The sequence below is a fragment of the Polaribacter aestuariivivens genome (assembly GCF_005885675.1).
GTDB lineage: Bacteria > Bacteroidota > Bacteroidia > Flavobacteriales > Flavobacteriaceae > Polaribacter > Polaribacter aestuariivivens.
Window position 1 is genome coordinate 1 of sequence record NZ_VANR01000004.1, and the last position, 25,179, is coordinate 25,179.

The following is a 25,179-nucleotide window of genomic DNA, read 5'->3' on the forward strand; positions in this document are numbered from 1 at the left end:
CTGCCTGTAAGCACAACAAAGGGTGTAGAGATATTTATGAAAGAATTGTAAATAAGGGTAAAAGTAAAAAATTAGCCTTGATTGCAGTATCTAATAAATTACTAAAACAAGCTTTTGCAATAGCAAAATCTGGACATCCATATGATCCAACTTTTGCTTCTGTTTTAAAGATAAATTAGTAAAATAATAGATGAGATTATACTTTAAAAAAGCTTAAACAAAAGTTTAAGCTTAGTATAATAATGTTCAAATTTAATGAAGAAAAATGTTGTTTTTTAGCTCAGTTCTTTGTTGGCAACTGGCTTTTAGTCGTTTATTTCAACCTCTAATTGTTTATTTAGTATTCCTTTTCCACCAGCCATTAAATCCTTTATTTTTTCGTTATCGATTTGTAATTTAACAATAATTAGACTTGGTGAAGGCTCTTTCATATATTTACCTTGTTGAATGTTAAAACTTTTTTTCTTGATTTTTAAAATGTCAAATAAATAACATCCAAGTGGTCCAGCCGCCATTCCTGTTCCTGATTCTTCCAATATTCCATAACGAGGACCAAACATTCTTGAAGTAGCGTCATATTCTGTATCTATAGAAAATACATAGTAGCCAATTAAATCGAATTCATCACTAACTTCGCGTATCAAGTCAAAATCTGGAATCATATTCTTTAAAATCTCATTGCTTTTAACAGGAACGAGAATAAATGAATTTCCTGTATTTACTAATTGAATTGGTGCATTTGGGATTAGGTCAGTTTTCTTTAATCCTAATGATTTTAGAATCACACTTTCTTTGTGACTTACATCAGTATATTTTGGAGCCAATTGTTCCATAAATGCTAAATCTCCAATTATTTCTATTTTTCGTTTCCCATCTATGGTTTCTTTTGAAGAACTATCATTCTTTAGAGCACCTATTTGTTTTAAATAAGAAAATGTTGCCACTGTGGCGTGTCCACAATGCGCTATTTGCTTAGTTGGAGTAAAGAAATCTAATTTAAAGTCTTCTGTTTTAGATTTTGAAACAAAAGCGGTTTCCGACAAGCCTACTTTTTTAGAAATCTCAAGTTTATTTTTAGCAGTTAATTCATCTGCGTTTAAAACTACACCTGCTGCGTTACCACCTTTTCCATTTTCGGCGAAAGCGTTAAGGATTTGTACTTTAATTATTTTTTTTGAATTGTCCATTTTTATTTTTTTATATGTTATATAGGATGGACGTAATTGGTTGGAAAAAGACGTAACTAATTTCAATTATTTTCAAAATCTAGTAATTTACCTCTGCTATCAGATTCTACATTTGGGCAATCTAAAATATTTTTTCTTAAAATCTCTTTAGATTTTTGAACCCTTGATTTCGTTCCAGAATAAGAGATTTTTAAATGTTCTGATAGTTCTTTTTGTGAATAGTTTTTAAAGGAAGTTAAAATAATTGCTTCTTTATGTTGAGTAGAAAGGTTTTCTATTTTTTGATTGATGCAATTTGTTAGGTTTGAGTAATCAAAATTATTACCCTCTGTTTCTGGGATATCTAAATCATTTATTGATATATTTTTATTCTCTTTTTTCCGAAAATAATCAATAATACTATTTCTAGTAATTTGATAGACCCAAGATGTAAGTTTAGAAGTATGTTTTAGTTGATGGATTTTCGATTGGACTTTTAAGAAAACCTCTTGATGAATATCTTTTGATGTTTGTTCATCTTTTATTTTTCCTAAAATGAACTTATAAAGTTCTTCATTTAAGTCAATCCAAATTGTATTAATTTCAGTTTTCACAGTTTTGGTTTTAGCTTGTTTTTAGCTTGTTGCTAACATTAAACTGATATGATGTCTGTTTAAATGACTTATATCAGAAGTTAAACGAAGCTAATGGTTTTTTTTGAGAAAGTCAAGTTTAGCAATATTTCACAAATCTTTTCAAAGCATCAATCAACTCCGTTTTATTTTCAATATGACTCATGTGTCCATCATTAAAAACAACAACTTCTGTATTTGTTTTTTCGGCTTCTGCTAAAGACAATTCATAATTTAAAACAGGGTCTTTTTTACCAATAATTATCAGTTTTTTAAAGTCATTTTTTGCTAAAACATGATTTCTATTTAGGCGAATTCTCATACCTTCTTGCGCTGCAATATAACCTTGAATTGGTGTTTGTAAAGCTTCGCTTAAAGCCACTTTCATTTCCTCTTTAAATTTTGTTCTACTTTCTTCGCCAAACAAATTCAAAAAAGACATTCTAACCATATTTGTAAAGTTCTGTTGAATCATTTTATTGGCTCGTAAACGTAAATTTTTACGTCCATCATCATCCTCATTTGAGGTGGAATTCATCAAACACAAACCTTTTATTTTTTGCGGATTTTTTTCTGCAAAAGCCAAAGCAACATAACCACCCAAAGAATGGCCAATTAAAATTGATTTTCGAATTTTTAAATGTTTTAAAACAGCTTCCAAGGTTTCTGCAAACAATTCCATAGAGTGAGAATACCCAATGCAATCTGTTTTTCCATGACCTAATAAATCAATGGTAATTACTCGATTTCTTTTAGCAATTTCAGGAATTATGTCTTTCCACATGGTGGAGTTTTCTAAAAAACCATGAATTAAAACAACTGCAGTTCCTTTTCCTTCGTCAGAAAAAGAAATGTTTGCGTTTTTAAAAGTGATTGATTTTTGCATCAATCAAAAATATGTATATTTCACGTTTAAAAATAATTCTACAAACATGAAATTTATAAAAGGATTCATTTTCGCTTTTCTGTTATCATCAACAGTTGTTTCTGCTCAAATTCAATATAAAAAATTAGACAAATTAATACAAGAAACACTCACCACTTTCGATGTTCCTGGTATTTCTGTCGGAATTTTAAAAGATGGTGAAATTGTGTATGCAAAAGGTTATGGAGTACGTTCATTAACCACAAAAAAAGATATGAATGAAAATACTTTGGTTGGAGTTGCCTCTAACAGTAAAGGTTTTACCTGTTTTGCATTGGCGATGATGGTAGATGAAGGCAAATTAAATTGGGACGATAAAGTAAGAAAACACATTCCAGAATTTCAATTGTATGATGCTTGGGTAACACAAGAATTTACGGTTAGAGATTTGGTTACACATAGAAGTGGAATGGCTTTAGGTGCAGGAGATTTAATGTTTTTTCCTGAAGGAAACGATTTTACAGTTACAGATGTGATTAACAATGTAAAGCGCTTAAAACCAGAAAGTTCATTTCGAAGTAAATTTGCTTATAATAACAATATGTTTATCATTGCTGGTGAAGTTTTAAAACGTGTAAGTGGGTTTTCTTGGGAAGAATTTATCGAACAAAAAATAATGAAACCTGTTGGAATGAACAACAGTAAAGCTTCTTACAACAGAGTTACAAACCGTACCAATATTATTGATGCACATACAAGAACTGAAGGAAAAGTAATTCAAATTCCTCACGATTGGAGCGAAACAGCAAATGCTGCAGGAGGAATTGTTAGTAATGTAAAAGACATGCTAACTTGGGCAAAATTTTTAATGAATGATGCTGTAACCGAAGATGGAAAACGTTTGTTAAGTTCGAATCAATTTCATGAGCTTTGGCAATTGCAAACGCCTTTAAAAGTGGGTAAAAATGATTGGTACAACTCTAATTTTAGAGGGTATGGTTTGGGTTGGTTTTTAACCGATGTAAAAGGCGGATACAAGCAAGTATATCACACAGGTGGTTTGTTAGGTACTGTTACACAATTTACGATGATTCCAGATTTAAATTTAGGAATTATTGTTTTAACAAATCAAATGAATGGAAACGCATTTAACACCATTACAAATACTATAAAAGATAGTTATTTAGATTATAAAGATAGAAATTGGATAAAAACCTATGGAGATAGAAATGCCAACTATTTAAAATATAACGACAGTATAAAAGCAAGTGTTTACAACAAGATTACCTTGATTAAGAATGATAAAAGTTTACCAAAACCAAGTCAAATTGTGGGTACTTATAACGATGCTTGGTTTGGTGATGTAATCATTTCTTTTGATGGAAATACATACACTATAAAAAGCAAAAGATCTACAGATATAATTGGCGAACTACTACCTTATAATTACACTACTTACGTTGCAAAATGGAACAATAGAAGTTTTGATGCCGATGTTTTTGTAAACTTTACTTTTGATGAAAATGGAAACGCAACAGGTGCAACTATGAAATTTGTAGCACCAATTACCGATTTCAGCTTCGATTTTGAACATTTAAACCTTAAAAAAGTAGACTAATTTGAACAAAACAAAAGAAATTTGGATTGCTGGTTTCGCACTTTTTTCACTCTTTTTTGGAGCAGGAAATTTGATTTTACCTCCATCTTTGGGTGCAAATTCTGGTTCAGATTGGTGGATTGTTGTATTTGGTTTTGTGCTAACAGCAGTTACCATTCCTATTTTAGCGATTTTTGCGCACGCAAAATTACAAGGAACGTTATACGATTTTGGTAAAAAAGTTTCTCCTTTGTTTAGTACTGTTTATTGTTTGCTAATCTATTTGATTGCCATCGCAATTCCATCACCAAGAACAGCAGCTGTAACGCATGAAATGACTGTGCAACCTTTTGCAAATACAGCAGCAATTTATACCAGTATTATTTACTTTGTTTTGGTATTTATTTTTGCCATCAACAGATCTAGAGTAATTGGTTTAATTGGTAAGTTTTTAACGCCAATTATTGTACTTATTTTATTAATTATTATCGGAATTGCTGTTTTTAGTGCACCAGGAATTGTAACGCCTTCAACATTTAAAACCCCTTTTGTAGATGGAGTTTTAGAAGGTTACCAAACGTTTGATGCGATTGGTGGTGTTGTGGTTGGCGCAGTAATTATTATTTCTTTAAACTACAGTTCGCACACCACTTTTGATGCGAAAAGAAAACTCATTAGAAAAGCAGGTTTTATTGCAGGAACTGGTTTGTTGCTAATTTACGGAGGTTTAATTTTAAGCGGATCTTTATTGGCATCTACATTTGCAGAAAACGCTTCCAGAACAGCAATTTTAACGAGCTTAAGTATACAAACTTTAGGAAATTTAGGAACTACGTTTTTGAGTGTTTTAGTGGCGTTAGCTTGTTTTACTACTGCAATTGGTATTGTTACAGGAACTGCAGATTACATCAAAGGAATTTGCAACGAATCGAAAAAAGCATATATTATTACTGCAGCAATTGCTTCTGTAATTGGAATTTTCGTAGGAAGTTATCAAGTAGATTTAATTATTACTTTGGCTGTACCTGCGTTGATGTTTTTATATCCAATAACTATTGTGTTGATTTTACTAAACATTGTACCCAATAAATATGCCTCAAAATTGGTGTTTAGAGGCGTTGTTTTAGTGACGTTTATTTTTAGTGTTCCAGATTTTTTAGGATTTGTAATTCCGAGAGAAAATTTAGTTGGGATTAAAAACATAATTCCGTTAGCAAACTTTAGTTTGGGTTGGGTTTTACCATCTATTTTGGTTTTTTTCGGGTTGAATTTAATACCAAATAAAACAAATGAATAAATTAATACTTGTCGGAAATGGCTTTGATTTAGCTCACGGTTTACCAACTTCTTATAAGGATTTCATTAATGATATATGGAAAAATTTAGAAAAGAATTATTTAGAGATAGAGTACAGTAAAGTATTTGAAATAGACAATGATTTAATTCATTTATTATCAACTAAAAAAATAGAAAACTTTAGTGATTTTAATATTTTAATGAATGAAATTTCTTATGCAAATGATATTTCTTATAATAAGGATATATTATTTATTGAAGATAAATTTCATAGAAAAACCTTATTAAAGGTCAAAAATGATTTTTTTGTATTGATAAATAACAAAAACTCAATTGAAAACTGGGTAGATATTGAAAATGAATACTATTTACAACTAAAGAAAATTGTAAAGTTAAAATTTGGAAATTTTGACGAAAATCAAACAAAAAAAACCAGAAAAGAAAAAATTTTGAAATTAAATAATGAATTCGAAGAGGTAAAAAATCTTTTAATTAAATATTTAGACAATAAAGTTTTAAAGAAATTTGACGTAGAGAAAATTGCAACAAAAGAAGAATTTATAAAAATTTATGACATTTTTAAACCTAATTCATCGCTTAATAATAATAAATGGGATGATCGTGAATTTACTTTAGAAAAAGATGTTGAACATATTAATAAAATTTATAAAGAAGAAGAGTTGAGTAAGAATGTTTACTGTGAATCTTATATAGCAAACTTTAATTATACAGATAGTTCTTGTTTTTATAATTTAGTTACTTATCAAAATATCTCTTATAGGAATACTAATATTAATAGCATTCATGGAGAAGTAAATTCTGAACATTTTAAACCAGTCTTTGGCTTTGGTGATGAAATGGATGAAGATTATCAGTTAATAGAAAATATTGATGACAATGAATATTTAAAGTTTTTTAAATCTTTTCAATACTTTCAAAATACTGCATACAATAATTTATTAAGACAAATTGATAGTATAAAATATCAAGTCATAGTTTTAGGACATTCCTGTGGCTTATCTGATAGAGTATTATTAAATACAATTTTTGAGCATGAAAACTGTCGTTCAATTAAAATTTATTATCATCAAAGAGAAGATGGGTCAGATAATTACTTAGATATAGTAAAAAATATTTCACGTCATTTTAAAGATAAATCTTCAATGAGAAGAAAGATAGTTAGTAAAGAACTTTCTTCACCTTTACCTCAAAATGTTCGTTTTCAAAAAAAATAAGTTTCCAAAAACTTTCACGACCAAACAAAAAAATACAATTTGGCAGTTCAAGACATCGCAACATATTCGTTTAAAGATACATTTTCGTTAAGTAAAGTTCAGTTTGATAAAGCGTGTACCATAAACCATAATGAGCAAATAAACGCATATGCTATTTATTGGATTCAAGAAGGAAAAGGAACGTACAATATCGATTTTGAAGAATATTCTTTTGACGATAATGTATTGTTTTTTTTGTCACCAAATCAAGTTTTTACAGTCGATTCAGAAAAAATAAAAACAGCTTATAAACTTACTTTTGTGCGAGATTTTTACTGCATACAAACACACGATGCAGAAGTAGCTTGTAACGGAATTCTCTTCAATAATATTTACGAAACGCCGTTTGTAAAACCTTGCGAAAAAGACACAGCAAAACTCAATTTTATTTTAGAGAGTTTGGTGGAGGAATTTCAGCAAAACGAAACTGCACAATATGACATGTTGCAGTCGTATTTAAAGCAATTTATCATTCATGCAGTTCGTGTAAAAAAGGAAAATCACGTTATAAAAGAAGACACAGAAACGCGATTGTTTAAAGACTTTAGTTTGTTAGTAGAGCAAAATTTTAAAACGCTACATTCTGTAACAGATTATGCAAACAGATTAGGAATTTCGCCAAAATCCGTTACAAAACACTTCCAGAAATTGGGTACAAAAACACCATCTCAATTTATAAAAAACCGCATTTTATTAGAAGCAAAACGCTTGTTAATTTATACCGATAAAACCGTAAAAGAAATCGCTTTTGAGCTCGGTTTTAACGATCCTGCCTATTTTACGCGCTTTTTTACCAAAGCAATTTCCAAATCTCCATTGCAGTTTAAAAAAGAATATTAATACCAAACTCGTTTCAGTATCTATTCTAAATTATTGGGCGTGCCTTTTTTCAGAAAAAGAAAAAAGTTAGGCTTTCACAACTCGCTTTTTTAAGTTTTATCAAACTTAAAAAGAGCTCAAACAACTTGTTCAATCCTTCACGCGTGCATTTTTGCCAACATTTTTTCCTTGTCCAAACCAAAGGAACTTTTGTCCATTTTTAAGCCTTCATGTTGGTTGCATCTTTGCAATGTCAATCAGTACAAATTAAAAATATACAAATTATGAAAACACAAGAACAAGCACAATGTCCAAACTGTTGGGGTTACCAAACCTATGATGAACAAAACACAGAACAACAAATTTGTATCTGCGAATAAACAACTGTCATTTCAATTTCAATGACAATTCTAATAATAAATAACAAATTAAAAACAAGATGCTGAAACAAGTTCAGCATTGTAAAAACAAAAATTATGAGCACATTTAACGTACCAACAAAAAACGAAGTATCAGAAAACAACCAAGCAATTTTTAATCAATTAGAAAAAGGACTAGGTTTTGTACCAAATTTATACGCAACTTTTGCACACAGTGAAACTGCTTTGGCAAACTTTTTAGCAATTGGAAATGGAAAAACAAGTTTTTCAGCAAAAGAAAAAGAAGTAATTAATTTAGCAGTAAGTCAAGTAAACGAATGTGTGTATTGTTTATCAGCACACACTGCCATTGGTAAAATGAATGGTTTTACAGCAAATCAAATATTAGAATTAAGAGCAGGAACAGCTTCTTTTGACTCAAAATTAGATGCTTTGGCAAAATTCGCAAGAAACATTGCTTTAAACAGAGGAGCAACAGACCCAACAATTTTAGAAAACTTATTAGAACAAGGTTACACCAAAGGAAACGTGGCAGATGCAGTTATTTTGGTAGGAGAAATAACCATTACCAATTATTTCCACAGAACAACAGAAGTTCCTGTAGATTTTCCAGTAGTTGCAGTAGCTGATATTTTAGAAACAGTTTAATAAAAAATAATTAACAATTTAAATTTTAAGAAAAGATGAAAAAAATAATCACAATTTTAGTAATAATCATAGGTTTTGCATTCAATACAAATGCACAAGAAAAAACGACGAAAAATGATGCTGTAAAAACAGTTTCATTAGAACAAACAAAAGGAGAATTCACACAAAAGCAAATTACTTTATCTGAAGGAACTTACGTTTTTGAAATTTCTAACAATAATGTTGGACATAATATTGGTTTTGTTTTGGCTCCGAAATCGGATGTAAAAGCACACATAAAAAACGCTTACGTTACTGAGCAAGTAAAGAACAACACAAAACAAAGTTCTAAAAAAGTAACACTTACAAAAGGAGAGTACGTGTATTTTTGCCCTTTAAACCCAACACCACAATATACTTTAATAGTAGAGTAGTTTTAAGTTTAGTTAGTTGTTAAAAAGACGAACAGAAATGTTCGTCTTTTTTTTATGCTTTTATTTCTCACAAAAGGCTTTATCAAGTTCAATTTCTTCCAAGGTTTTCCAAATTTTATGTTCCGTATTTTTTGGAGATAATCGAAAAACAATGACGTTTTTTTGCTGTTTATTACAAAAGAATTGTTCTCCTTTTATATGTACAGTAATTACTTTTCCTGTATGAAAACCATCGAAAAAAGTCATTTCACCAGTAAAATTAGTAGACGAATTTTTATCCTTTTTGAACGTTACTTTTGGATTCGGAAATTCCTTCGACCAATGATTTGGTTTCATTAAACCATCAAAATAACTTTTAAGATTATGTTCTGCTTCTTTTGTGGTAAGTATTGATGTAGCATCTATTTTCCAAGCAATTACTAAAGACCAGAATTCATCATTTTTAGCATCCGCCCAATTTGGCGAAAAGCGAAGCTCTTCAAAACCTGTAACGTTTAAATCAGGAGCCCAATCTATGGGAAACTTAATGATTTCTTTTTTCCAATTTTTGGTGTTTTTAAGAATTGAAAATTCTTCTGTTTCTTGTGATAATAGCAGATTTGTACTAAAACAAAACAGTATTAAAATTATTTTTTTCATATTCTTATTTTTTACAAAACCCATTTACCAATTCAATATCATCTAAAGTTTTCCAAACCTCGTGTTTATAATTTTTCGGAGAAAAGGTAAATAAAATAGTCGTTTTTTGAGTTTTTTTACAAAGATGACTTTCAATTTTTACATTTAATATGAACCTTTTATTTGTTGCAAAACGATCGTAAGTATCTACTTTTCCTTCAAAAAATGTGGTTGATTTCTTTTTTTTAATTTCCTTAATTGTCGCAGTAGCTTTTCTTTTGTCTGCTTTATCATTTATATCAACTTTATTTAAACTATTAAAATATTTTACTAATGCAGAAGCTAGTTCTTTAGTAGTAATTTTTCTATTTAAATCTATTTTCCAAGCATAAGTGTAGGACCAAAAAAAGGTGTGTTCTGGTTTTATCCAACCTTCTGGTGGAAAACGAATATCTCCAACACCAACATAATTTATTTCTCTTGCTGGAAAATAAATTACTTCTTGCCCCCAAGTGGAATCGAGTTTTATTAAATTGAATTCATTTTTTTGACCTAAAACATCAACAGAATAAAAAAGAACTACTGATAGTACTGTAATAATTTTAGTTTTCATTTTTTATAATTTTACAGAAACTTCAAAACCAATGGCATCAGAAATTGCACCGTCTTTAAATTTACTTTCATAATTTACGTTCCATCTTTTTCTATCAATCTTAAAACGTGTTTTCATTTCTTTTTCTTTATAGTCAAATTTTACTCGAAAGTTGATGGATTTTGTAATTCCTTTCAATGTCAAATCTGCTTCTAATCTTGCACTTACTTTATCAGAATATTCAACTTTTGTTATTTTTAAGCTTGCTGTAGGATATTTTTCTACCTCAAAAAAATCTTCATTTTTTAAATGACTAACTAATCCATCTTTTCCTTTTTGTTCTTTAATATCTGTATTAGTAATCGAGTTCATATCAATAATAAATGTGCCTCCAGTAATTACATCATTTCTTTTGATAAAATATCCTTCTTTAAAGTTGATAAAACCATCATGACCTCCAAAATAGAAAGTGTATTCACCAATCCATTTTATGGTGCTTTTTTGAATGTTGATAGGTAATTTTTCTTGAGCAATTGAAAAGTTAATAGAAAACATTGCAATTGCAATTAATAAGATACTTTTTTTCATAATTTGATATTTAGATTTTGTTTCGGTAAAACTATTTCTACATCACAAAAAAAGTGTCAAAAAAATGTAAAAGAAGTGCAAACAGTTGTAAAAATTGATAAAAATGTAGGTTATTTGTACCACTTATGAAGCAAAAGAAGTTTTTTTCAATATTCATTTTAGCAATTGTTATTTTTGCTATTTGGAGTTTTACGACTCCGCAAGAAAATAAAACCGACTTTTCTGAGCGTGCAAAAATTGTACTTCGTGAAGTTGGAAATCAATTGTTATTGTCTAATAAAGATTCTGTTTCGTTAATCTTACCAATAAAGAAAATTAACGATTTTAAATATCAAATTTCCTTTGAAAAACCACTTTCTTTTGAACCAAATACTTTGGTAGATATTCTAAAACAAGTAATTGAAAAGACTCATTTTCATAAAAAATATAGAGTTGAAGTTATCGAAAATTCCTCACAAGAAGTGGCATATAGTTATGAGGTTAATAATGAAGAAGATAAAACAATCATACCTTGTACAGGAAGATTTTTACCAGAAAACAACTACAAAATTAAAGTTCAGTTTTTAGGTGTAAAAATAGCCTCTAATTCTAGTTGGCTATTTTACATTTTTATTCCAATAATTTTAGGAATGTTTTACAAGCGATTTTATTTACACAAAACACATCAAGAAACATCAGGAAACACATCAAAAAACACTAAAAATTTAGGCACTTTTCAATTTTATCCAGAACAAAATAAATTAGTAAAACAAGCAAAGGAAATTCCACTATCTAAAAAAGAATGTGAGTTGTTAGAGATTTTTGTGGCGAACCCAAATAAAATTATCAAAAGAGAAGAACTTACCAAAAGAGTTTGGGAAGATAATGGTGTTTTTGTAGGCAGAAGCTTAGACACGTATGTTTCTAAACTTCGAAAAATCTTAAAAGAAGACGAGAATATCAAGTTGATAAACGTGCATGGAGTTGGTTATAAATTAGAGATAAAAGACTAATTGTAATCATCAATCTTAAAATGACTATTTTTGTAAATCTAAAAAAATCAGGTATTTGCTAAACTATTATTTATATCCACATTCAACTTCTCAAAAATGGGTAACTTTTGTACATGGTGCAGGAGGTAGTAGTTCAATTTGGTACAAGCAAGTTCGTGATTTTAAAAATCAATTTAACGTGTTAATTTTAGATTTGCGAGGTCATGGAAACAGCAAACCTAAGCTAAAAGATACTTTTAATCCTAAATATACTTTTGATGCAATTACCAACGATATTGTAGAGGTGATAGACCATTTAGAAATAAAAAAATCTCATTTTGTTGGTATTTCTTTAGGTACAATTTTAATACGAAATTTAGCAGAAAAAAGGCCAGATTTAGTAGAAAGTATGATTATGGGTGGTGCTATTATTAAAATGAATTTCCGTTCACAGGTTTTAATGAAAGTGGGTAATATTTTTAAATCTGTAGTGCCTTATATGCTTTTGTACAAACTCTTTGCATTTATTATTATGCCAAAGAAAAATCATAAAAAATCAAGATTGTTGTTTGTAAACGAAGCAAAGAAATTATATCAAAAAGAATTTTTACGTTGGTTCAAATTAACGTCAGAAATTAATCCTCTATTACGTTTTTTTAGAACTAAAGACATTAATATCCCTACTTTTTATGTGATGGGTTCCGAAGATCATTTGTTTTTACCTTCTATAAAACGAATTGTAAAAATCCATAAAACATCATCACTTTTTGTGGTGGATAATTGCGGACATGTTGTAAATGTAGAACAACCAGAAACGTTTAATAATCAGGCAATTAATTTTATTTCTTCTCTAGGGTAATTTTTCCTCTTTTCTTGATAGTTAATTATATTTCTTCATTAGATTATAGTAATTAAATCATCACTATTAGAGAGGCTCTTATGAGAATTTATTTTATCAATAAAAAAAGCGAGTTTTTAAACTCGCTTTTTTAAATTTAATCCAGCATATTACTGGTTCATTATATCTTCAATTTCATCAGCTTCAATAGGAATATTTCGCATTAAATTAAAAGGTTCTCCTTTTTCTTGTATTACGACATCATCTTCTAAACGAATTCCAAAACCTTCATCAGGAATATAAATACCAGGTTCTACTGTAAATACATTGTTTGCTTGCATTGGCTCGTGCAACAATCCGTAATCATGCGTATCCAAACCAATATGATGCGAAGTTCCGTGCATAAAATATTTTTTATAAGCTGGCCAGTTTTTGTCTTCGTTTTGCACATCTGCTTTATCTAACAAACCTAACTTTAATAACTCTGCTGTCATAATATTACCAACTTCAACATGATATTCTTTCCAAATAGTTCCTGGAACTAATAATTTTGTAGCTTCTTTTTTAACATGATTTACAGCATTATATACTGCTTTTTGTCTGTCAGAAAAACGCCCAGAAACAGGCACAGTTCTACTTAAATCACTTTTGTAATTTGCATATTCTGCTGCAATATCAAACAAAATTAAATCGCCAGCTTTACACTCTTGATTGTTTTCAATATAATGTAAAACATTCGCATTATTTCCTGAAGCTATAATTGGAGTATAAGCAAATCCTTTAGATCTGTTTTTTACAAATTCATGAATTAATTCAGCTTCAATTTCATACTCCCAAACACCTGGTTTTATAAAATTTAAAATTCTACGAAAACCTTTTTCAGTAATATTACAAGCCTGTTGCATTAAATCCAATTCAATTTGGTCTTTTACAGAACGTAAACGTTGTAATATAGGATTACTTTTAGCCACAGAATGTGCAGGATATTTTGCCAGTAACCATTTTGTAAAACGATCTTCGCGTGTTTCTGTAGCAACATTTGCTCTATAATGTTCGTTGGTGTTTATATAAAATGTGTCTGCATAAGAAGCCATTTCAAATAAAACTTTTTCTAAATCTTGCAACCAAAAAACTGTTTTAATTCCGCTTGTTTTAGTAGCTGCTTCTTTGGTAAGTTTTTCTCCTTCCCAAACTGCAATATGATCATTCGTTTCTGTTAAAAATAAAACTTCTTTGAGGTTTTCATTTGGGCAATCTGGAAATAACATTAAAATACTTTCTTCTTGATCTACACCTGATAAATAAAAAATATCTCTATGTTGCTCAAAAGGCATTGTGCTATCTGCAGAAATAGGATAAATATCATTAGAATTAAAAACAGCTAAACTTTTTGGCTTCATTTGAGCAACAAAGTTTTTGCGGTTTTTTATAAAAAGTTCTGAGTTTATTTTATGGTATTTCATATGTTTATTTTTTGATGAAATACAAAGGTAGCAATAATAAGAAGCAACAAAAAATAACAGTTAAATATCTTAAAAGTACTAAAAACGTTTCTTTTTAGGTGCACCAGTTCTTCCTCGTCCAGAGGTTGTACTTTTGGGTTTATTTCCTTTAAAATGTGGTTTTCTTTTTGGTTTTTTTTCATCAGAAGAACCTCCTAAATTTTTATTAGAAGATCTTTGTTTTTTCTTTTTTCCAAAAGAACCTTTGCTTTGTGTGGCAGCTCTTTTTGGAGGTGCAGTATCAGTAGGTTCAAAACCTTCTAAAATAGAAGAGTTTAATTTTTCGCCTAATAACTTTTCAATTTCTTTTTGGTATTCTACCTCTTCACTACAAACAAAAGAAATTGCTTCTCCTGCAGCTCCAGCTCTACCAGTCCTTCCAATTCTATGTACATAATCTTCAGGTACATTTGGCAATTCAAAATTAATTACGTGAGGTAATAAGGGTATATCCAAACCTCTAGCGGCAATATCTGTTGCTACTAAAATTTTAATAGAATTATCTTTAAAGTTTTTTAATGCTTTTGTTCTAGCTCCTTGACTTTTGTTTCCATGAATTGCAGCTGCAGAAATTCCTGCTTTAATAAATTTCTCAGTTAATTTATTAGCACCGTGTTTTGTTCTAGTAAATACTAAAACCTGACTCCAATTATTATCTTTTATCAGCTTGATAGCTAATGCTGTTTTTTGTTTTTTATCAACTTTATAAACCTTATGAGTAACTTTTTTCGCGGTAGAATTTTGCGGAGCAGTTTCCACAGAAATAGGATTTCTTAAAATTCCTTCTGCTAATTTCTTAATATCTTTAGAAAACGTAGCAGAAAACAATAAATTCTGACGCTTTTCTGGCATAAAGCTAATGATTTTATTGATATCTCTTACAAAACCCATATCTAGCATTCTGTCTGCTTCATCTAAAATTAACACATCAACACGTTTAAAAGAAACCGCTCTTTGGTCGTGTAAATCTAACAATCTACCAGGTGTAGCCACTAAAATATCAACGCCTTGTTTTAAAGTTTTTATTTGAGATGCTGCTTTTACTCCACCAAAAACCACTGCAGATTTTATATTTATATATTTGCTATACTCCCTTACATTGTCATACACTTGTGCTGCTAATTCTCTTGTTGGTGTTAAAACCAAAGCTCTTAACGGTCTGTATTTAGGATGTTTTGTTTCTGCTAAATATTGTAAAACAGGCAAAGTAAAACCTGCTGTTTTTCCTGTTCCTGTTTGTGCAGATGCTAAAATATCTTTACCTGCTAAAATATGCGGAATCGCTTTTTCTTGTATGGGTGATGGTTTGGTGTATCCTTTTTCTTCAACTGCTTTTACCAATGATGCAGACAAACCTAAGTCTTTAAATGTCATAAATTGTAGTTACAAAATGTGCTTTATGTAGCCATTTCTTTGGCAAAGATACGTTGTTTTAAGTTGAAGATGTTTTTCGTTCTTTTGGGCGTTTTAACGGGCTTTTCGCACTCGCTTTTTATTTGCCCAAAAAGGCAAACAAAAGAGCTCAAACATTTGCTACAATCCCTAACGCAAAATGGGTTGTTTATGAACCTTTTTGAAAAGCATGTAAGGTTGGTAAACATTTACCATAAAAACTTAAAAGCTGTTAATTTTTTTGATATTCATTTTACAAGTAGTAATTTCATCACTTCAAAACCAAATTTAATTCCTTATGAAATCTATTTTAAACTTTTTAATGGTGTGTTTTTCTGCTTCATTAGTAGCCCAAACACCAACAAGTTCTTCCATTATTCAAAATTCTTTAGATAAAAAATCAAAGATGATGGAATCTTCAATGGTTAAAAACATTGAATTTACCAATATTGGACCTACAGTAATGAGTGGAAGAGTATCAGATGTGGCTGTGAATCCAGAAAATCCAACAGAATTTTATGTAGGATATGCCTCAGGAGGTTTGTGGCATACAAATAATAACGGAACTACTTTTACGCCAATTTTAGACAATTCTCCCACACAAAATATTGGAGATATTGCTGTAGATTGGAAAAGTGGTACAATTTGGGTAGGTACTGGAGAAAAAAATTCTTCTCGTTCTTCTTATGCTGGAATAGGAATGTTAAAATCTATAGATAATGGAAAAACATGGCAAAATGTAGGTTTGTTAGATTCACATCATATTAGTAGAATTCTTATCAACCCAAACAATGCAGATGAGGTAATTGTTGGAGTGATTGGACATTTGTATTCTGCCAACGAAGAAAGAGGAATTTTTAAAACTACAGATGGAGGAAAAACGTGGACAAAAACACTTTATATCAATCAAGATACAGGAATTATTGATGTAGCATTTGCACCAGAAAATTTTAATGTTATGTATGCTGCTTCTTGGGAAAGAGAACGTAAAGCGTGGAATTTCGATGGAGATGGAAACAATTCATCAATTTATAAAAGTACAGACGCAGGAACTTCTTGGACGAAGATTGCAGATAATGCTGGTTTTCCAACAGGAAATGGAGTTGGTAGAATTGGTTTGGCGGTTTTTAATGAAAATACGGTGTATGCTTTGCACGACAGTCAGTTTAGAAGACCAAAAGGAAAAGATAAAAAAACTTCAGCTGCTCTAACAAAAGAAGATTTTAAAACCATGTCTGCAACCGATTTTTTAAAATTAGAAGACAAAAAACTAAACGCCTTTTTAAAAAATAACGGATTTCAAGAAAAATACAGAGCACAAAACGTAAAACAAATGGTACGTGTTGGTACAGTAAAACCTGCAGATTTAGCAAGTTATTTAGAAGATGCAAATGCAATGTTGTTTGACACACAAGTTATTGGAGCAGAGATTTTTAAAACAACAAATGGTGGTAAATCATGGAAAAAAACACACGATAATTATTTAGATGGTGTATATAGTTCTTATGGATATTATTTCGGAGAAATTAGAGTAGATTTACAAGACGAAAACGGAATTTATGTGTTAGGAGTTCCAATTATAAAATCGAAAGACGGCGGAAAAACGTTCACCTCTATTAGTAGAGAAAATGTACATTCAGATCATCAAGCATTGTGGGTAAATCCAAAAAAATCTGGTCATTTATTAAATGGAAATGATGGTGGTTTAAACCTTTCTTATGATGATGGTGAAAATTGGATTAAATTAAACGACCCAGCAGTTGGCCAGTTTTATGCTGTGTATGCAGATACTCAAAAGAATTATAAAGTATACGGAGGTTTGCAAGATAATGGAGTTTGGGTAGCAGACAATAATGCAAGAATTAACAAAAGTTGGCAGCAGAGTGGTCAAAATCCATATGAATCTATTATGGGTGGAGATGGAATGCAGGTTCAAGTAGATGAAAGAAATCAAAACATTGTATATACTGGGTATCAATTTGGTAATTATTTTAGAATAAATAGAGAAACAGGTAAAAATACATACATTCAACCAAAACATACTTTAGGTGAAAATCCTTATCGTTTCAATTGGCAAACACCAATTCATTTATCGAAACACAATCAAGATATTTTATATTTAGGAGGTAATAAATTACATCGTTCTTTAAATCAAGGTGATGATTGGGAAACCATTTCTGGAGATCTAACAACTGGTGGAAAAAAAGGAAATGTTGCATATGGAACGTTAACTTCAATTTCTGAAAGTCCATTTCAATTTGGGTTAATTTATGTAGGTTCAGATGATGGATATATTAATGTAACCAAAAATGGTGGCGGAAATTGGACAAGAATTTCTGATAACCTACCACAAAATTTATGGGTTTCTAGAGTTATCGCTTCTGAACATAAAAAAGAACGAGTTTATGCCACTTTAAACGGTTACAGATTTGATGACTTTACAACGTATATTTTCATGTCTGATGATTACGGACAAACATGGAAAAACATTAGTAGCAACATACCTACATCTCCTGTAAACGTTATAAAAGAAGATTCTGAAAACGAAAATATTTTATACGTTGGTACAGATAATGGATTGTATATTTCTTTCAACCAAGGAAGCTCATGGGAAGCATTTGGTAATAATTTACCAAACGTTGCAGTACATGATGTTTTTGTACAACCAATAGCAAAAGATTTAATTGTGGGTACACATGGTAGAAGTTTGTACAAAACAAACTTAGCCAACCTACAAAAAATGACAAACGAGGTTTTATTAAAAAACACTCATGTTTTTGCGATTGATAATGTTAGAAAAAGTGGAAATTGGGGGCGTTCTTGGAGTCAGTGGAGAGAAGCTTATACACCAGAAATTGAAATTCCATTTTACTCAAATTCATCAAAAAACGTAACAGTTGATATTTACTCTGGAGATGTAAAAGTAAACGCTATAAACATCGCTGCAGACAAAGGTTACAACAAAGCTATTTTTGATTTATCTTTTTCTAAAAAAGGGAAAAGAGATTATGAAAAAGCAAACAAAAAAGCAAACATAAATAAAGCAGCAAACGATATTTATTATTTACCAAAAGGAAAATATACAGTAAAAATTGGTGATGCTGAAAGTGAGTTTGAAATAAAATAGTCTTAATTATGGGTTCAAAAAAAGTAACTATAAAAACTGTAGTGAATAAATCCGTTAAAAAAGTTTGGCAATTTTGGACAAAACCAGCACACATTACAAACTGGAATTTTGCTTCAGATGAATGGCATTGTCCAAAAGCTGAAAATGATTTGAAAAAAGGAGGTAAATTCTCTTTTACAATGGCATCTAAAGACGGAAAAATGAGTTTCGATTTAGGAGGAACTTATGATGAAGTCATAGAATACGAACAAATTTCTTACACATTAGAAGATGGCAGAAAAGTAGATACTTTTTTTACAGATGATGATAATTTAACAGCAATAAAAACAATTTTTGAAACAGAAAATACGAACCCTGTTGAAATGCAAAAAACAGGTTGGCAAGCAATTTTAAATAATTTTAAAAAATATGCTGAGAGCAATTAGTTTACAAAAATGAAAACAACACCAGAACACAATAAAAGAGTTGCAGAAATGAAGTTTTTTTCTGTTTGGCCTCACTATGTAACAAAAGTCGAAAAAAAGGGAAGAACACAAAAAGAATTGTATGAAGTTATAGAGTGGTTAACTGGTTTCGATGAGAAAAAAATACAAGAACTTATCGATGAAAAAGTTACTTTTAAAACATTTTTTGAAAGAGCCAATTTAAATTCAAATGCTCATTTAATAAAAGGGGTAATTTGTGGTTACAGAATAGAAGAAATAGACAATCCACTAACTCAAAAAGTACGTTATTTAGATAAATTAATTGATGAATTGGCTAAAGGAAAAAAAATGGAGAAAATTTTAAGAGAAGCTTAAAAGAAAAATACTATTACGTAAATAAATGAAAAAACTCCTTCCAATAATATTCTTCGCATTTGCAATTTCAATAAATGCACAATCCGATTTTAAAAACTTTTTAAAATTATCAGGCCCTATAAAAAGATGGGTTTTATTTCATCCATTTAAAGCAAAAAAATCTTTAAAAATCTCTATGGAAACTAATAAAGTTGCAGATTCTATCAGAAAAACAAATTTGTTAGATGGTGATGCTGCAGGTGGTCAAGTAGATGCTTTTAGGCACGCATATTGGATGGCAAGATTAAGACAAGAGTTAGGCAAATCGTCAGCAAGATCTTTAGGAAAAGCTCATGAAAGAGACAATTATATTACTTACAAAAAAAAGAAATTAGAAGACGGAGTTGTACCCGATGAAATTTCATCCGAAATGGATCTTTATAATAATGAAGAAGGGTTAAAACTTATCACTAAAAACAGTGATGTTTCTAAAGAAGGGTTAATTTTTAGAATAATTAATGCAATTCATCAAGGGAAAATGAAAATCATTAAAAAAGATAAAGAAGGTAATTTTTTAACTTGTGACGGAAAAATAATTCCCAAAGAAACCTTAAAAGGAAAGTGGAAAAACAACAAATGTTTGGTAGCTTCAAATAAAATAGATGAGTAATTATTTAAAATTATTCTAAATACGTACGAAAACGTTGTAAATTCTTTGTAAACCAATCCCTTTAGCCGTATTTTTGTAATACAATTTTAACTAAATTTATACAATGGGCGGATTTTTTAAATCTTCAATTGGAAGAAAAGTAGCAATGGCGCTTTCTGCGTTTTTCTTGATGTTCTTCTTACTTCAGCATTTATCAATTAATATTTTATCGGTTTTTAGTCCAGACACTTTTAATGAAGTGTCACATTTTATGGGAACAAATCCTGTTGTGCAATTTGCATTACAGCCGGTTTTAATTTTTGCTGTTGTTTTTCACTTCGTAATGGGTTTTATCTTGGAATTGAGAAACTCAAAAGCAAGAAAAGTATCTTATGCGAAAAATAACGGAGCTGCAAATTCAACTTGGTTCAGTAGAAACATGATTTTAAGCGGAATTACAATTTTGGCTTTTATCGTTTTACATTTTATTGATTTTTGGTTTCCAGAAATCAACACCAAATTTATTCAAGGAGATTGGTCTGGTACAATGGAAGGTGTAGAAGGTTTTCGTTATTATGAAGAGTTAGTTCATAAATTTGTAAGTCCTTTAAGAGTTGGAGCATATGTGATTGCATTCGTATTTTTAGGCTTGCACTTAGCACATGGTTTTGCTTCTGCATTTCAATCAGTAGGAGCTTCAACAATAAGAAAAAAACAATTACAAACATTTGGTAAAGCATATGCAATTATAGTTCCAGCAGGATTTATTTTTATTGCTTTATATCATCACTTAAACCATTAATCTTATATAATTATGGCTTTAGATTCAAAAGTACCTCAAGGTCCATTGAAAGATAAATGGACAGATTATAAAAACCATATTAATTTGGTAAATCCTGCCAACAAACGTCATATTGATGTTATTGTTGTAGGTACAGGTTTAGCAGGTGGTTCTGCTTCTGCAACATTAGCAGAATTAGGCTACAATGTAAAAGCATTTGCTTATCAAGATTCACCAAGAAGAGCACACTCTATTGCTGCTCAAGGAGGTATAAATGCTGCGAAAAATTATCAAGGAGATGGAGACTCTACTTACAGATTATTTTATGATACTGTAAAAGGTGGAGATTACAGATCTCGTGAAGCAAACGTATACAGATTAGCAGAGGTTTCTGCAAATATTATTGATCAATGTGTGGCACAAGGTGTACCTTTTGCTCGTGATTATGGAGGATTGTTAGACAACCGTTCTTTTGGAGGAGTTTTAGTGTCTAGAACTTTTTATGCAAAAGGACAAACAGGACAACAATTATTATTAGGAGCTTATTCTGCCATGAACCGTCAAATTGCTCGTGGAAAGATTGAAATGTTCAATCGTCATGAAATGTTAGATGTTGTTATTGTTGATGGAAAAGCTAGAGGAATTATCGCAAGAAACCTTGTAACAGGAGAAATAGAACGTCATTCTGCACACGCAGTTGTTGTTGCTTCTGGTGGATATGGAAATGTATATTTCTTATCAACCAATGCAATGGGTTCTAACGTAACTGCTGCTTGGAAAATTCATAAAAAAGGAGCTTATTTTGCGAATCCATGTTATACACAAATTCACCCAACATGTATACCGCGTTCTGGAGATTATCAATCAAAATTAACTTTGATGTCAGAATCTTTAAGAAATGATGGTCGTATTTGGGTACCAAAGAATTTAGACGACGTAAAGTTAATTCGTGAAGGAAAGAAAAAACCTACAGATTTATCTGAAGACGAAAGAGATTACTATTTAGAAAGACGTTATCCAGCATTTGGTAACTTAGTTCCAAGAGATGTTGCTTCTAGAGCAGCAAAAGAACGTTGTGATGCTGGTTATGGTGTAAATGCAACTGGTGAAGCTGTGTATTTAGATTTTGCTGCTGCAATCATTCGTTATGGAACAGAGCAAGCAAAAATAAAAAACATCAACAATCCTTCTGAGGCTAAAATTAAAGAATTAGGAAAAGAAATCGTAAAAGCAAAATACGGTAACTTATTCCAAATGTATGAGAAAATCGTAGATGAAAATCCTTACGAAACACCAATGATGATTTACCCTGCAGTACACTACACAATGGGTGGTGTTTGGGTTGATTATAATTTAATGACAACTATTCCTGGTTGTTATGCAATTGGAGAAGCTAATTTCTCAGATCATGGAGCGAACAGATTAGGAGCTTCTGCATTAATGCAAGGGTTAGCAGACGGTTATTTTGTATTGCCTTATACTATTGGAGATTATTTAGCTGATGATATTAGAACAGGAAAAATAGCAACAGATACACCAGAATTCGACGCTGCAGAAAAAGAAGTTACTGAAAGAATATCTTTCTTTATCAACAATAAGGGAACACATTCTGTAGATTATTACCACAAAAAATTAGGAAAAATTATGTGGGATAAATGTGGAATGTCTAGAAACGCAGAAGGCTTAAAAGAAGCTATCGAAGAAATTTCCGAACTAAGAAAAGATTTCTGGAAGAATGTAAATGTGCCAGGAACAGATACAGAATATAACGAACAATTAGCAAAAGCAGGTAGAGTTGCAGACTTTTTGGAATTAGGAGAATTGTTTGCAAAAGATGCTTTGGTTAGAGAGGAATCTGCAGGAGGTCACTTCAGAGAAGAACACCAAACACCAGAAGGTGAAGCAAAAAGATTAAAAGAATTTCAATTTGTTTCTGCTTGGGAATACAAAGGAGAACCAAAAGATGCTGTTTTACACAAAGAGCCATTGGTTTATGAAAATATAGAAGTAAAAGAAAGAAGTTATAAATAATATAGTTTATGGTTGATGGTTGTTAGTTTATGGAAACAACAACTAACAACAAACAACTAAAAACCAAAAACTAATAAAAATGAATTTAACACTTAAGATTTGGAGACAGAAAGACTCAAGTAAAAAGGGTCAAATGGTAGATTACAAGGTTACTGAAATTTCAGAACATATGTCTTTTTTAGAAATGATGGATGTTTTAAATGAACAGTTAGTAAACTCTGGTGAAGAACCAGTTGCTTTCGATCATGATTGTAGAGAAGGTATTTGTGGTATGTGTTCTATGTATATTAATGGTGAAGCACATGGTCCAGATAGAGGTGTAACTACTTGCCAACTACATATGAGAATGTTTAAAGATGGTGATACTATTACAATTGAACCATTTAGATCTGCTGCTTTTCCAGTAATTAAAGATTTGGTGGTAGATCGTTCAGCTTTTGATAGAATACAACATGCTGGAGGTTACATTTCTGTAAATACATCTGGAAACACACAAGACGCAAACTCAATTCCTATCGCAAAAGATGCTGCTGATACAGCAATGGATGCAGCAACTTGTATAGGTTGTGGAGCGTGCGTGGCAACTTGTAAAAATAGTTCTGCAATGTTATTTGTAGGTGCAAAAGTATCTCAATACGCTTTATTGCCACAAGGTCAAGTAGAAGCAGCAGACAGAGTTAGAAACATGGTTGCACAAATGGATTTAGAAGGCTTTGGAAACTGTACAAACACAGGAGCATGTGAAGTAGAATGTCCAAAAGGAATTTCTTTAGAAAACATTGCAAGAATGAACAGAGAATTAATGAAAGCTTCTGTTTAGAAAAATTTAAATAGATAAATAAAAGAAGCCTGATAGTTAATATTTCTATCAGGCTTTTTTAATATAATGTTATTTAAAATTTAAAGACTTATTTACAAACTGCCCAACTTGAATACCTTGAGTTAAACCTTCATTTACAGCAGCATTGTAATGTATTCCACCATAAATTCTACTAATAGCAGCTTCTTTGGCAGCATTTCTAAAAGAAGTGAATTTTCTCATCGGTAAACCATAAGGTATTTCTGTAGTGTCTTCAAAGTAAAAGTTGTCACCAAAAATTGCTGTTAAAACTTCTGCAGTTGCGCCAGAAACTACAGAGTGTCCACTTGTGTATTCTGGAAATGGAGGTGTTTGTAAAAGTGGTGTCCAAGAATCATCCATAAATTTATTAATCAAAGTTTCTGGACGCACTAAGTTACTTCTGTACTTTTCGTCCCAACAACTAATGAAAGCATCGAAAATCGCAATTGAGGTTTTGGTATAGGCAAACACCGTTTTTTCAAAATCTGAATCTGTTTTTTTTGCAGCTATTTTACAAATACCTATCCAATGTGCTCCAGGAGTAATTTTTTTCGAGGCAAACATAAAATGACCTTTATTAACTGCTACAAATGGATTACAATCCCAAAATTGAGCTATTTTTAATTCTTCAGAATCGTTTCCTTTTTCTTTAATTTCATTGGTTAAATCATATACATATTTTAATTCTTTAAAAAATGCACTTTCTTTTTCCATAGAAAACTTTGGCGGTGGAATGGGTTTAAATTGTGCTGCAGAATCTAAAACAAAAGTTCTTATTTTATTCCAATGTGGCTCAATTCCTTTCATATATGCTGGTGGAGTTGGTTCCCAAATACCAGGATTATTGGAAGAAATATTAAAGTCTGGCATTGTTCTGGTTTCCTTATAGCTATCTGAATTCATCCAATTTTTTACATGCTTAGAAAACGGTTTTGAATATTCTTTTGCTGATAAAAAAGCATTTTCATTACGGTTTTTCCATACTGTAAAGAGGCTATCTCTATAAAGTTCTATTTTTTCTTTAGAAAAAACCAATTCTTTTGCAACATCTAAATAAGCAATTAAAGCAGCTAACTTTTTATCTACGTTATTACTATTGTTTTCGGTTGCAAAAGCGGTTAATCCATTTAATTGACTTACCAGCGAATTGTATTTGGAGTCTTCCGAATTTAAAACTTCGTAAGCCGCAATATTTGGGTAAACGTAAACTCTACTAGCAACTGGAGGAGAAAAAATATCATGAACCATTACCGAAGTAAGTTTGTCTGTAACTTTATGATAATCTTCTGCTGTAATTTCAATTTTTTCGCTTTCTTTTTTACAAGAAAAAAGCAATAAAATACAAATAATAGGAAATGTTTTTCGTAAAAAAATCATGAA

The 25,179-nt window shown here is 30.6% G+C and carries 24 protein-coding genes and 1 pseudogene; 16 read left to right on the top strand and 9 right to left on the bottom strand.

Annotation, left to right across the window (positions count from 1 at the left end; all coding sequences use genetic code 11):
* Nucleotides 1–179: pseudogene (locus FDT66_RS14165) on the top strand (IS110 family transposase); the annotation flags it as partial.
* 126 nt (nt 180–305) lie between these two features.
* Here the strand turns inward: FDT66_RS14165 and FDT66_RS08015 are convergent.
* The 3 genes from FDT66_RS08015 to FDT66_RS08025 form a co-directional block, all read right to left on the bottom strand.
* Entirely contained in the window at nt 306–1,187 is an 882-nt protein-coding gene (locus FDT66_RS08015; protein ID WP_138535660.1) for a PhzF family phenazine biosynthesis protein, read from the bottom strand.
* A gap of 62 nt (nt 1,188–1,249) precedes the next feature.
* Nucleotides 1,250–1,780: a sigma-70 family RNA polymerase sigma factor gene (locus FDT66_RS08020; RefSeq protein WP_138535661.1), complete on the bottom strand. Its 531-nt coding sequence runs from the start codon at nt 1,778–1,780 to the stop codon at nt 1,250–1,252.
* A 118-nt stretch (nt 1,781–1,898) separates the two neighbouring features.
* Nucleotides 1,899–2,684, bottom strand: a complete 786-nt coding sequence (locus FDT66_RS08025; protein WP_138535662.1) for an alpha/beta fold hydrolase — start codon at nt 2,682–2,684, stop codon at nt 1,899–1,901.
* 46 nt (nt 2,685–2,730) lie between these two features.
* Here FDT66_RS08025 and FDT66_RS08030 point away from each other — a divergent pair, with 46 nt between their 5' ends.
* The 6 genes from FDT66_RS08030 (at nt 2,731) to FDT66_RS08055 (ending at nt 9,090) form a co-directional block, all read left to right on the top strand.
* Entirely contained in the window at nt 2,731–4,281 is a 1,551-nt protein-coding gene (locus FDT66_RS08030) for a serine hydrolase (RefSeq protein ID WP_138535663.1), read from the top strand.
* Nucleotide 4,282: 1 nt separating this feature from the next.
* Nucleotides 4,283–5,557, top strand: a complete 1,275-nt coding sequence (gene brnQ, locus FDT66_RS08035) for a branched-chain amino acid transport system II carrier protein (protein ID WP_138535664.1) — start codon at nt 4,283–4,285, stop codon at nt 5,555–5,557.
* A complete protein-coding gene (locus FDT66_RS08040) occupies nt 5,550–6,791 on the top strand; it encodes an AbiH family protein (protein ID WP_138535665.1) in 1,242 nt (413 codons plus the stop codon). The genes brnQ and FDT66_RS08040 overlap by 8 nt, the downstream gene beginning before the upstream one ends.
* Before the next feature lie 39 nt (nt 6,792–6,830).
* Nucleotides 6,831–7,670 carry a helix-turn-helix domain-containing protein gene (locus FDT66_RS08045; protein WP_138535666.1) on the top strand — a complete coding sequence of 280 codons (840 nt, stop codon included), beginning with the start codon at nt 6,831–6,833 and terminating at the stop codon, nt 7,668–7,670.
* 455 nt (nt 7,671–8,125) lie between these two features.
* Nucleotides 8,126–8,677 carry a carboxymuconolactone decarboxylase family protein gene (locus FDT66_RS08050; protein ID WP_138535667.1) on the top strand — a complete coding sequence of 184 codons (552 nt, stop codon included), beginning with the start codon at nt 8,126–8,128 and terminating at the stop codon, nt 8,675–8,677.
* 35 nt (nt 8,678–8,712) lie between these two features.
* Nucleotides 8,713–9,090 carry a plastocyanin/azurin family copper-binding protein gene (locus FDT66_RS08055; protein WP_138535668.1) on the top strand — a complete coding sequence of 126 codons (378 nt, stop codon included), beginning with the start codon at nt 8,713–8,715 and terminating at the stop codon, nt 9,088–9,090.
* A gap of 60 nt (nt 9,091–9,150) precedes the next feature.
* On the opposite strand, the gene FDT66_RS08060 is transcribed toward FDT66_RS08055, so the two are convergent.
* From FDT66_RS08060 to FDT66_RS08070, 3 genes are read right to left on the bottom strand one after another with little or no spacing between them, the layout of a single operon-like run.
* Complete coding sequence (locus FDT66_RS08060) at nt 9,151–9,729, bottom strand: hypothetical protein (RefSeq protein ID WP_138535669.1); 579 nt, start codon at nt 9,727–9,729, stop codon at nt 9,151–9,153.
* 4 nt (nt 9,730–9,733) lie between these two features.
* Nucleotides 9,734–10,321 carry a hypothetical protein gene (locus FDT66_RS08065; protein WP_138535670.1) on the bottom strand — a complete coding sequence of 196 codons (588 nt, stop codon included), beginning with the start codon at nt 10,319–10,321 and terminating at the stop codon, nt 9,734–9,736.
* A gap of 3 nt (nt 10,322–10,324) precedes the next feature.
* Complete coding sequence (locus tag FDT66_RS08070; protein WP_138535671.1) at nt 10,325–10,888, bottom strand: YceI family protein; 564 nt, start codon at nt 10,886–10,888, stop codon at nt 10,325–10,327.
* A 125-nt stretch (nt 10,889–11,013) separates the two neighbouring features.
* Here FDT66_RS08070 and FDT66_RS08075 point away from each other — a divergent pair, with 125 nt between their 5' ends.
* Entirely contained in the window at nt 11,014–11,880 is an 867-nt protein-coding gene (locus FDT66_RS08075) for a winged helix-turn-helix domain-containing protein (protein WP_138535672.1), read from the top strand.
* Between the two features lie 55 nt (nt 11,881–11,935).
* A complete protein-coding gene (locus tag FDT66_RS08080; protein WP_138535673.1) occupies nt 11,936–12,718 on the top strand; it encodes an alpha/beta fold hydrolase in 783 nt (260 codons plus the stop codon).
* 149 nt (nt 12,719–12,867) lie between these two features.
* On the opposite strand, the gene FDT66_RS08085 is transcribed toward FDT66_RS08080, so the two are convergent.
* Complete coding sequence (locus FDT66_RS08085; protein ID WP_138535674.1) at nt 12,868–14,160, bottom strand: aminopeptidase P family protein; 1,293 nt, start codon at nt 14,158–14,160, stop codon at nt 12,868–12,870.
* Nucleotides 14,161–14,238: 78 nt separating this feature from the next.
* Nucleotides 14,239–15,573: a DEAD/DEAH box helicase gene (locus FDT66_RS08090; protein ID WP_138535675.1), complete on the bottom strand. Its 1,335-nt coding sequence runs from the start codon at nt 15,571–15,573 to the stop codon at nt 14,239–14,241.
* Nucleotides 15,574–15,889: 316 nt separating this feature from the next.
* Between FDT66_RS08090 and FDT66_RS08095 the strand changes: the two genes are divergently transcribed.
* From FDT66_RS08095 to FDT66_RS08125, 7 genes are all read left to right on the top strand, one after another.
* Entirely contained in the window at nt 15,890–18,718 is a 2,829-nt protein-coding gene (locus tag FDT66_RS08095) for a VPS10 domain-containing protein (protein ID WP_171032353.1), read from the top strand.
* An 8-nt stretch (nt 18,719–18,726) separates the two neighbouring features.
* Nucleotides 18,727–19,143: an SRPBCC family protein gene (locus tag FDT66_RS08100; RefSeq protein WP_138535676.1), complete on the top strand. Its 417-nt coding sequence runs from the start codon at nt 18,727–18,729 to the stop codon at nt 19,141–19,143.
* A gap of 9 nt (nt 19,144–19,152) precedes the next feature.
* Nucleotides 19,153–19,518, top strand: coding sequence for a DUF2200 domain-containing protein (locus tag FDT66_RS08105; protein ID WP_138535677.1), 366 nt, complete (start codon nt 19,153–19,155; stop codon nt 19,516–19,518).
* A 25-nt stretch (nt 19,519–19,543) separates the two neighbouring features.
* Nucleotides 19,544–20,167, top strand: coding sequence for a DUF6973 domain-containing protein (locus FDT66_RS08110; protein WP_138535678.1), 624 nt, complete (start codon nt 19,544–19,546; stop codon nt 20,165–20,167).
* Between the two features lie 103 nt (nt 20,168–20,270).
* Nucleotides 20,271–20,948: a succinate dehydrogenase cytochrome b subunit gene (locus FDT66_RS08115; RefSeq protein ID WP_138535679.1), complete on the top strand. Its 678-nt coding sequence runs from the start codon at nt 20,271–20,273 to the stop codon at nt 20,946–20,948.
* A 12-nt stretch (nt 20,949–20,960) separates the two neighbouring features.
* Entirely contained in the window at nt 20,961–22,958 is a 1,998-nt protein-coding gene (locus tag FDT66_RS08120) for a fumarate reductase/succinate dehydrogenase flavoprotein subunit (RefSeq protein ID WP_138535680.1), read from the top strand.
* A gap of 79 nt (nt 22,959–23,037) precedes the next feature.
* Complete coding sequence (locus tag FDT66_RS08125) at nt 23,038–23,778, top strand: succinate dehydrogenase/fumarate reductase iron-sulfur subunit (RefSeq protein ID WP_138535681.1); 741 nt, start codon at nt 23,038–23,040, stop codon at nt 23,776–23,778.
* Between the two features lie 69 nt (nt 23,779–23,847).
* Here the strand turns inward: FDT66_RS08125 and FDT66_RS08130 are convergent, their stop codons facing one another.
* A complete protein-coding gene (locus tag FDT66_RS08130; protein ID WP_138535682.1) occupies nt 23,848–25,176 on the bottom strand; it encodes a vanadium-dependent haloperoxidase in 1,329 nt (442 codons plus the stop codon).
* Nucleotides 25,177–25,179: the final 3 nt, after the last annotated feature.

Coding starts and splice junctions, on each gene's coding strand:
- FDT66_RS08015 (WP_138535660.1), bottom strand. CDS start 1,187: ATGGACAATTCAAAAAAAATAATTAAAGTACAAATCCTTAACGCTTTC.
- FDT66_RS08025 (WP_138535662.1), bottom strand. CDS start 2,684: ATGCAAAAATCAATCACTTTTAAAAACGCAAACATTTCTTTTTCTGAC.
- FDT66_RS08030 (WP_138535663.1), top strand. CDS start 2,731: ATGAAATTTATAAAAGGATTCATTTTCGCTTTTCTGTTATCATCAACA.
- FDT66_RS08040 (WP_138535665.1), top strand. CDS start 5,550: ATGAATAAATTAATACTTGTCGGAAATGGCTTTGATTTAGCTCACGGT.
- FDT66_RS08050 (WP_138535667.1), top strand. CDS start 8,126: ATGAGCACATTTAACGTACCAACAAAAAACGAAGTATCAGAAAACAAC.
- FDT66_RS08055 (WP_138535668.1), top strand. CDS start 8,713: ATGAAAAAAATAATCACAATTTTAGTAATAATCATAGGTTTTGCATTC.
- FDT66_RS08060 (WP_138535669.1), bottom strand. CDS start 9,729: ATGAAAAAAATAATTTTAATACTGTTTTGTTTTAGTACAAATCTGCTA.
- FDT66_RS08065 (WP_138535670.1), bottom strand. CDS start 10,321: ATGAAAACTAAAATTATTACAGTACTATCAGTAGTTCTTTTTTATTCT.
- FDT66_RS08070 (WP_138535671.1), bottom strand. CDS start 10,888: ATGAAAAAAAGTATCTTATTAATTGCAATTGCAATGTTTTCTATTAAC.
- FDT66_RS08075 (WP_138535672.1), top strand. CDS start 11,014: ATGAAGCAAAAGAAGTTTTTTTCAATATTCATTTTAGCAATTGTTATT.
- FDT66_RS08085 (WP_138535674.1), bottom strand. CDS start 14,160: ATGAAATACCATAAAATAAACTCAGAACTTTTTATAAAAAACCGCAAA.
- FDT66_RS08090 (WP_138535675.1), bottom strand. CDS start 15,573: ATGACATTTAAAGACTTAGGTTTGTCTGCATCATTGGTAAAAGCAGTT.
- FDT66_RS08095 (WP_171032353.1), top strand. CDS start 15,890: ATGAAATCTATTTTAAACTTTTTAATGGTGTGTTTTTCTGCTTCATTA.
- FDT66_RS08100 (WP_138535676.1), top strand. CDS start 18,727: ATGGGTTCAAAAAAAGTAACTATAAAAACTGTAGTGAATAAATCCGTT.
- FDT66_RS08105 (WP_138535677.1), top strand. CDS start 19,153: ATGAAAACAACACCAGAACACAATAAAAGAGTTGCAGAAATGAAGTTT.
- FDT66_RS08110 (WP_138535678.1), top strand. CDS start 19,544: ATGAAAAAACTCCTTCCAATAATATTCTTCGCATTTGCAATTTCAATA.
- FDT66_RS08115 (WP_138535679.1), top strand. CDS start 20,271: ATGGGCGGATTTTTTAAATCTTCAATTGGAAGAAAAGTAGCAATGGCG.
- FDT66_RS08120 (WP_138535680.1), top strand. CDS start 20,961: ATGGCTTTAGATTCAAAAGTACCTCAAGGTCCATTGAAAGATAAATGG.
- FDT66_RS08125 (WP_138535681.1), top strand. CDS start 23,038: ATGAATTTAACACTTAAGATTTGGAGACAGAAAGACTCAAGTAAAAAG.
- FDT66_RS08130 (WP_138535682.1), bottom strand. CDS start 25,176: ATGATTTTTTTACGAAAAACATTTCCTATTATTTGTATTTTATTGCTT.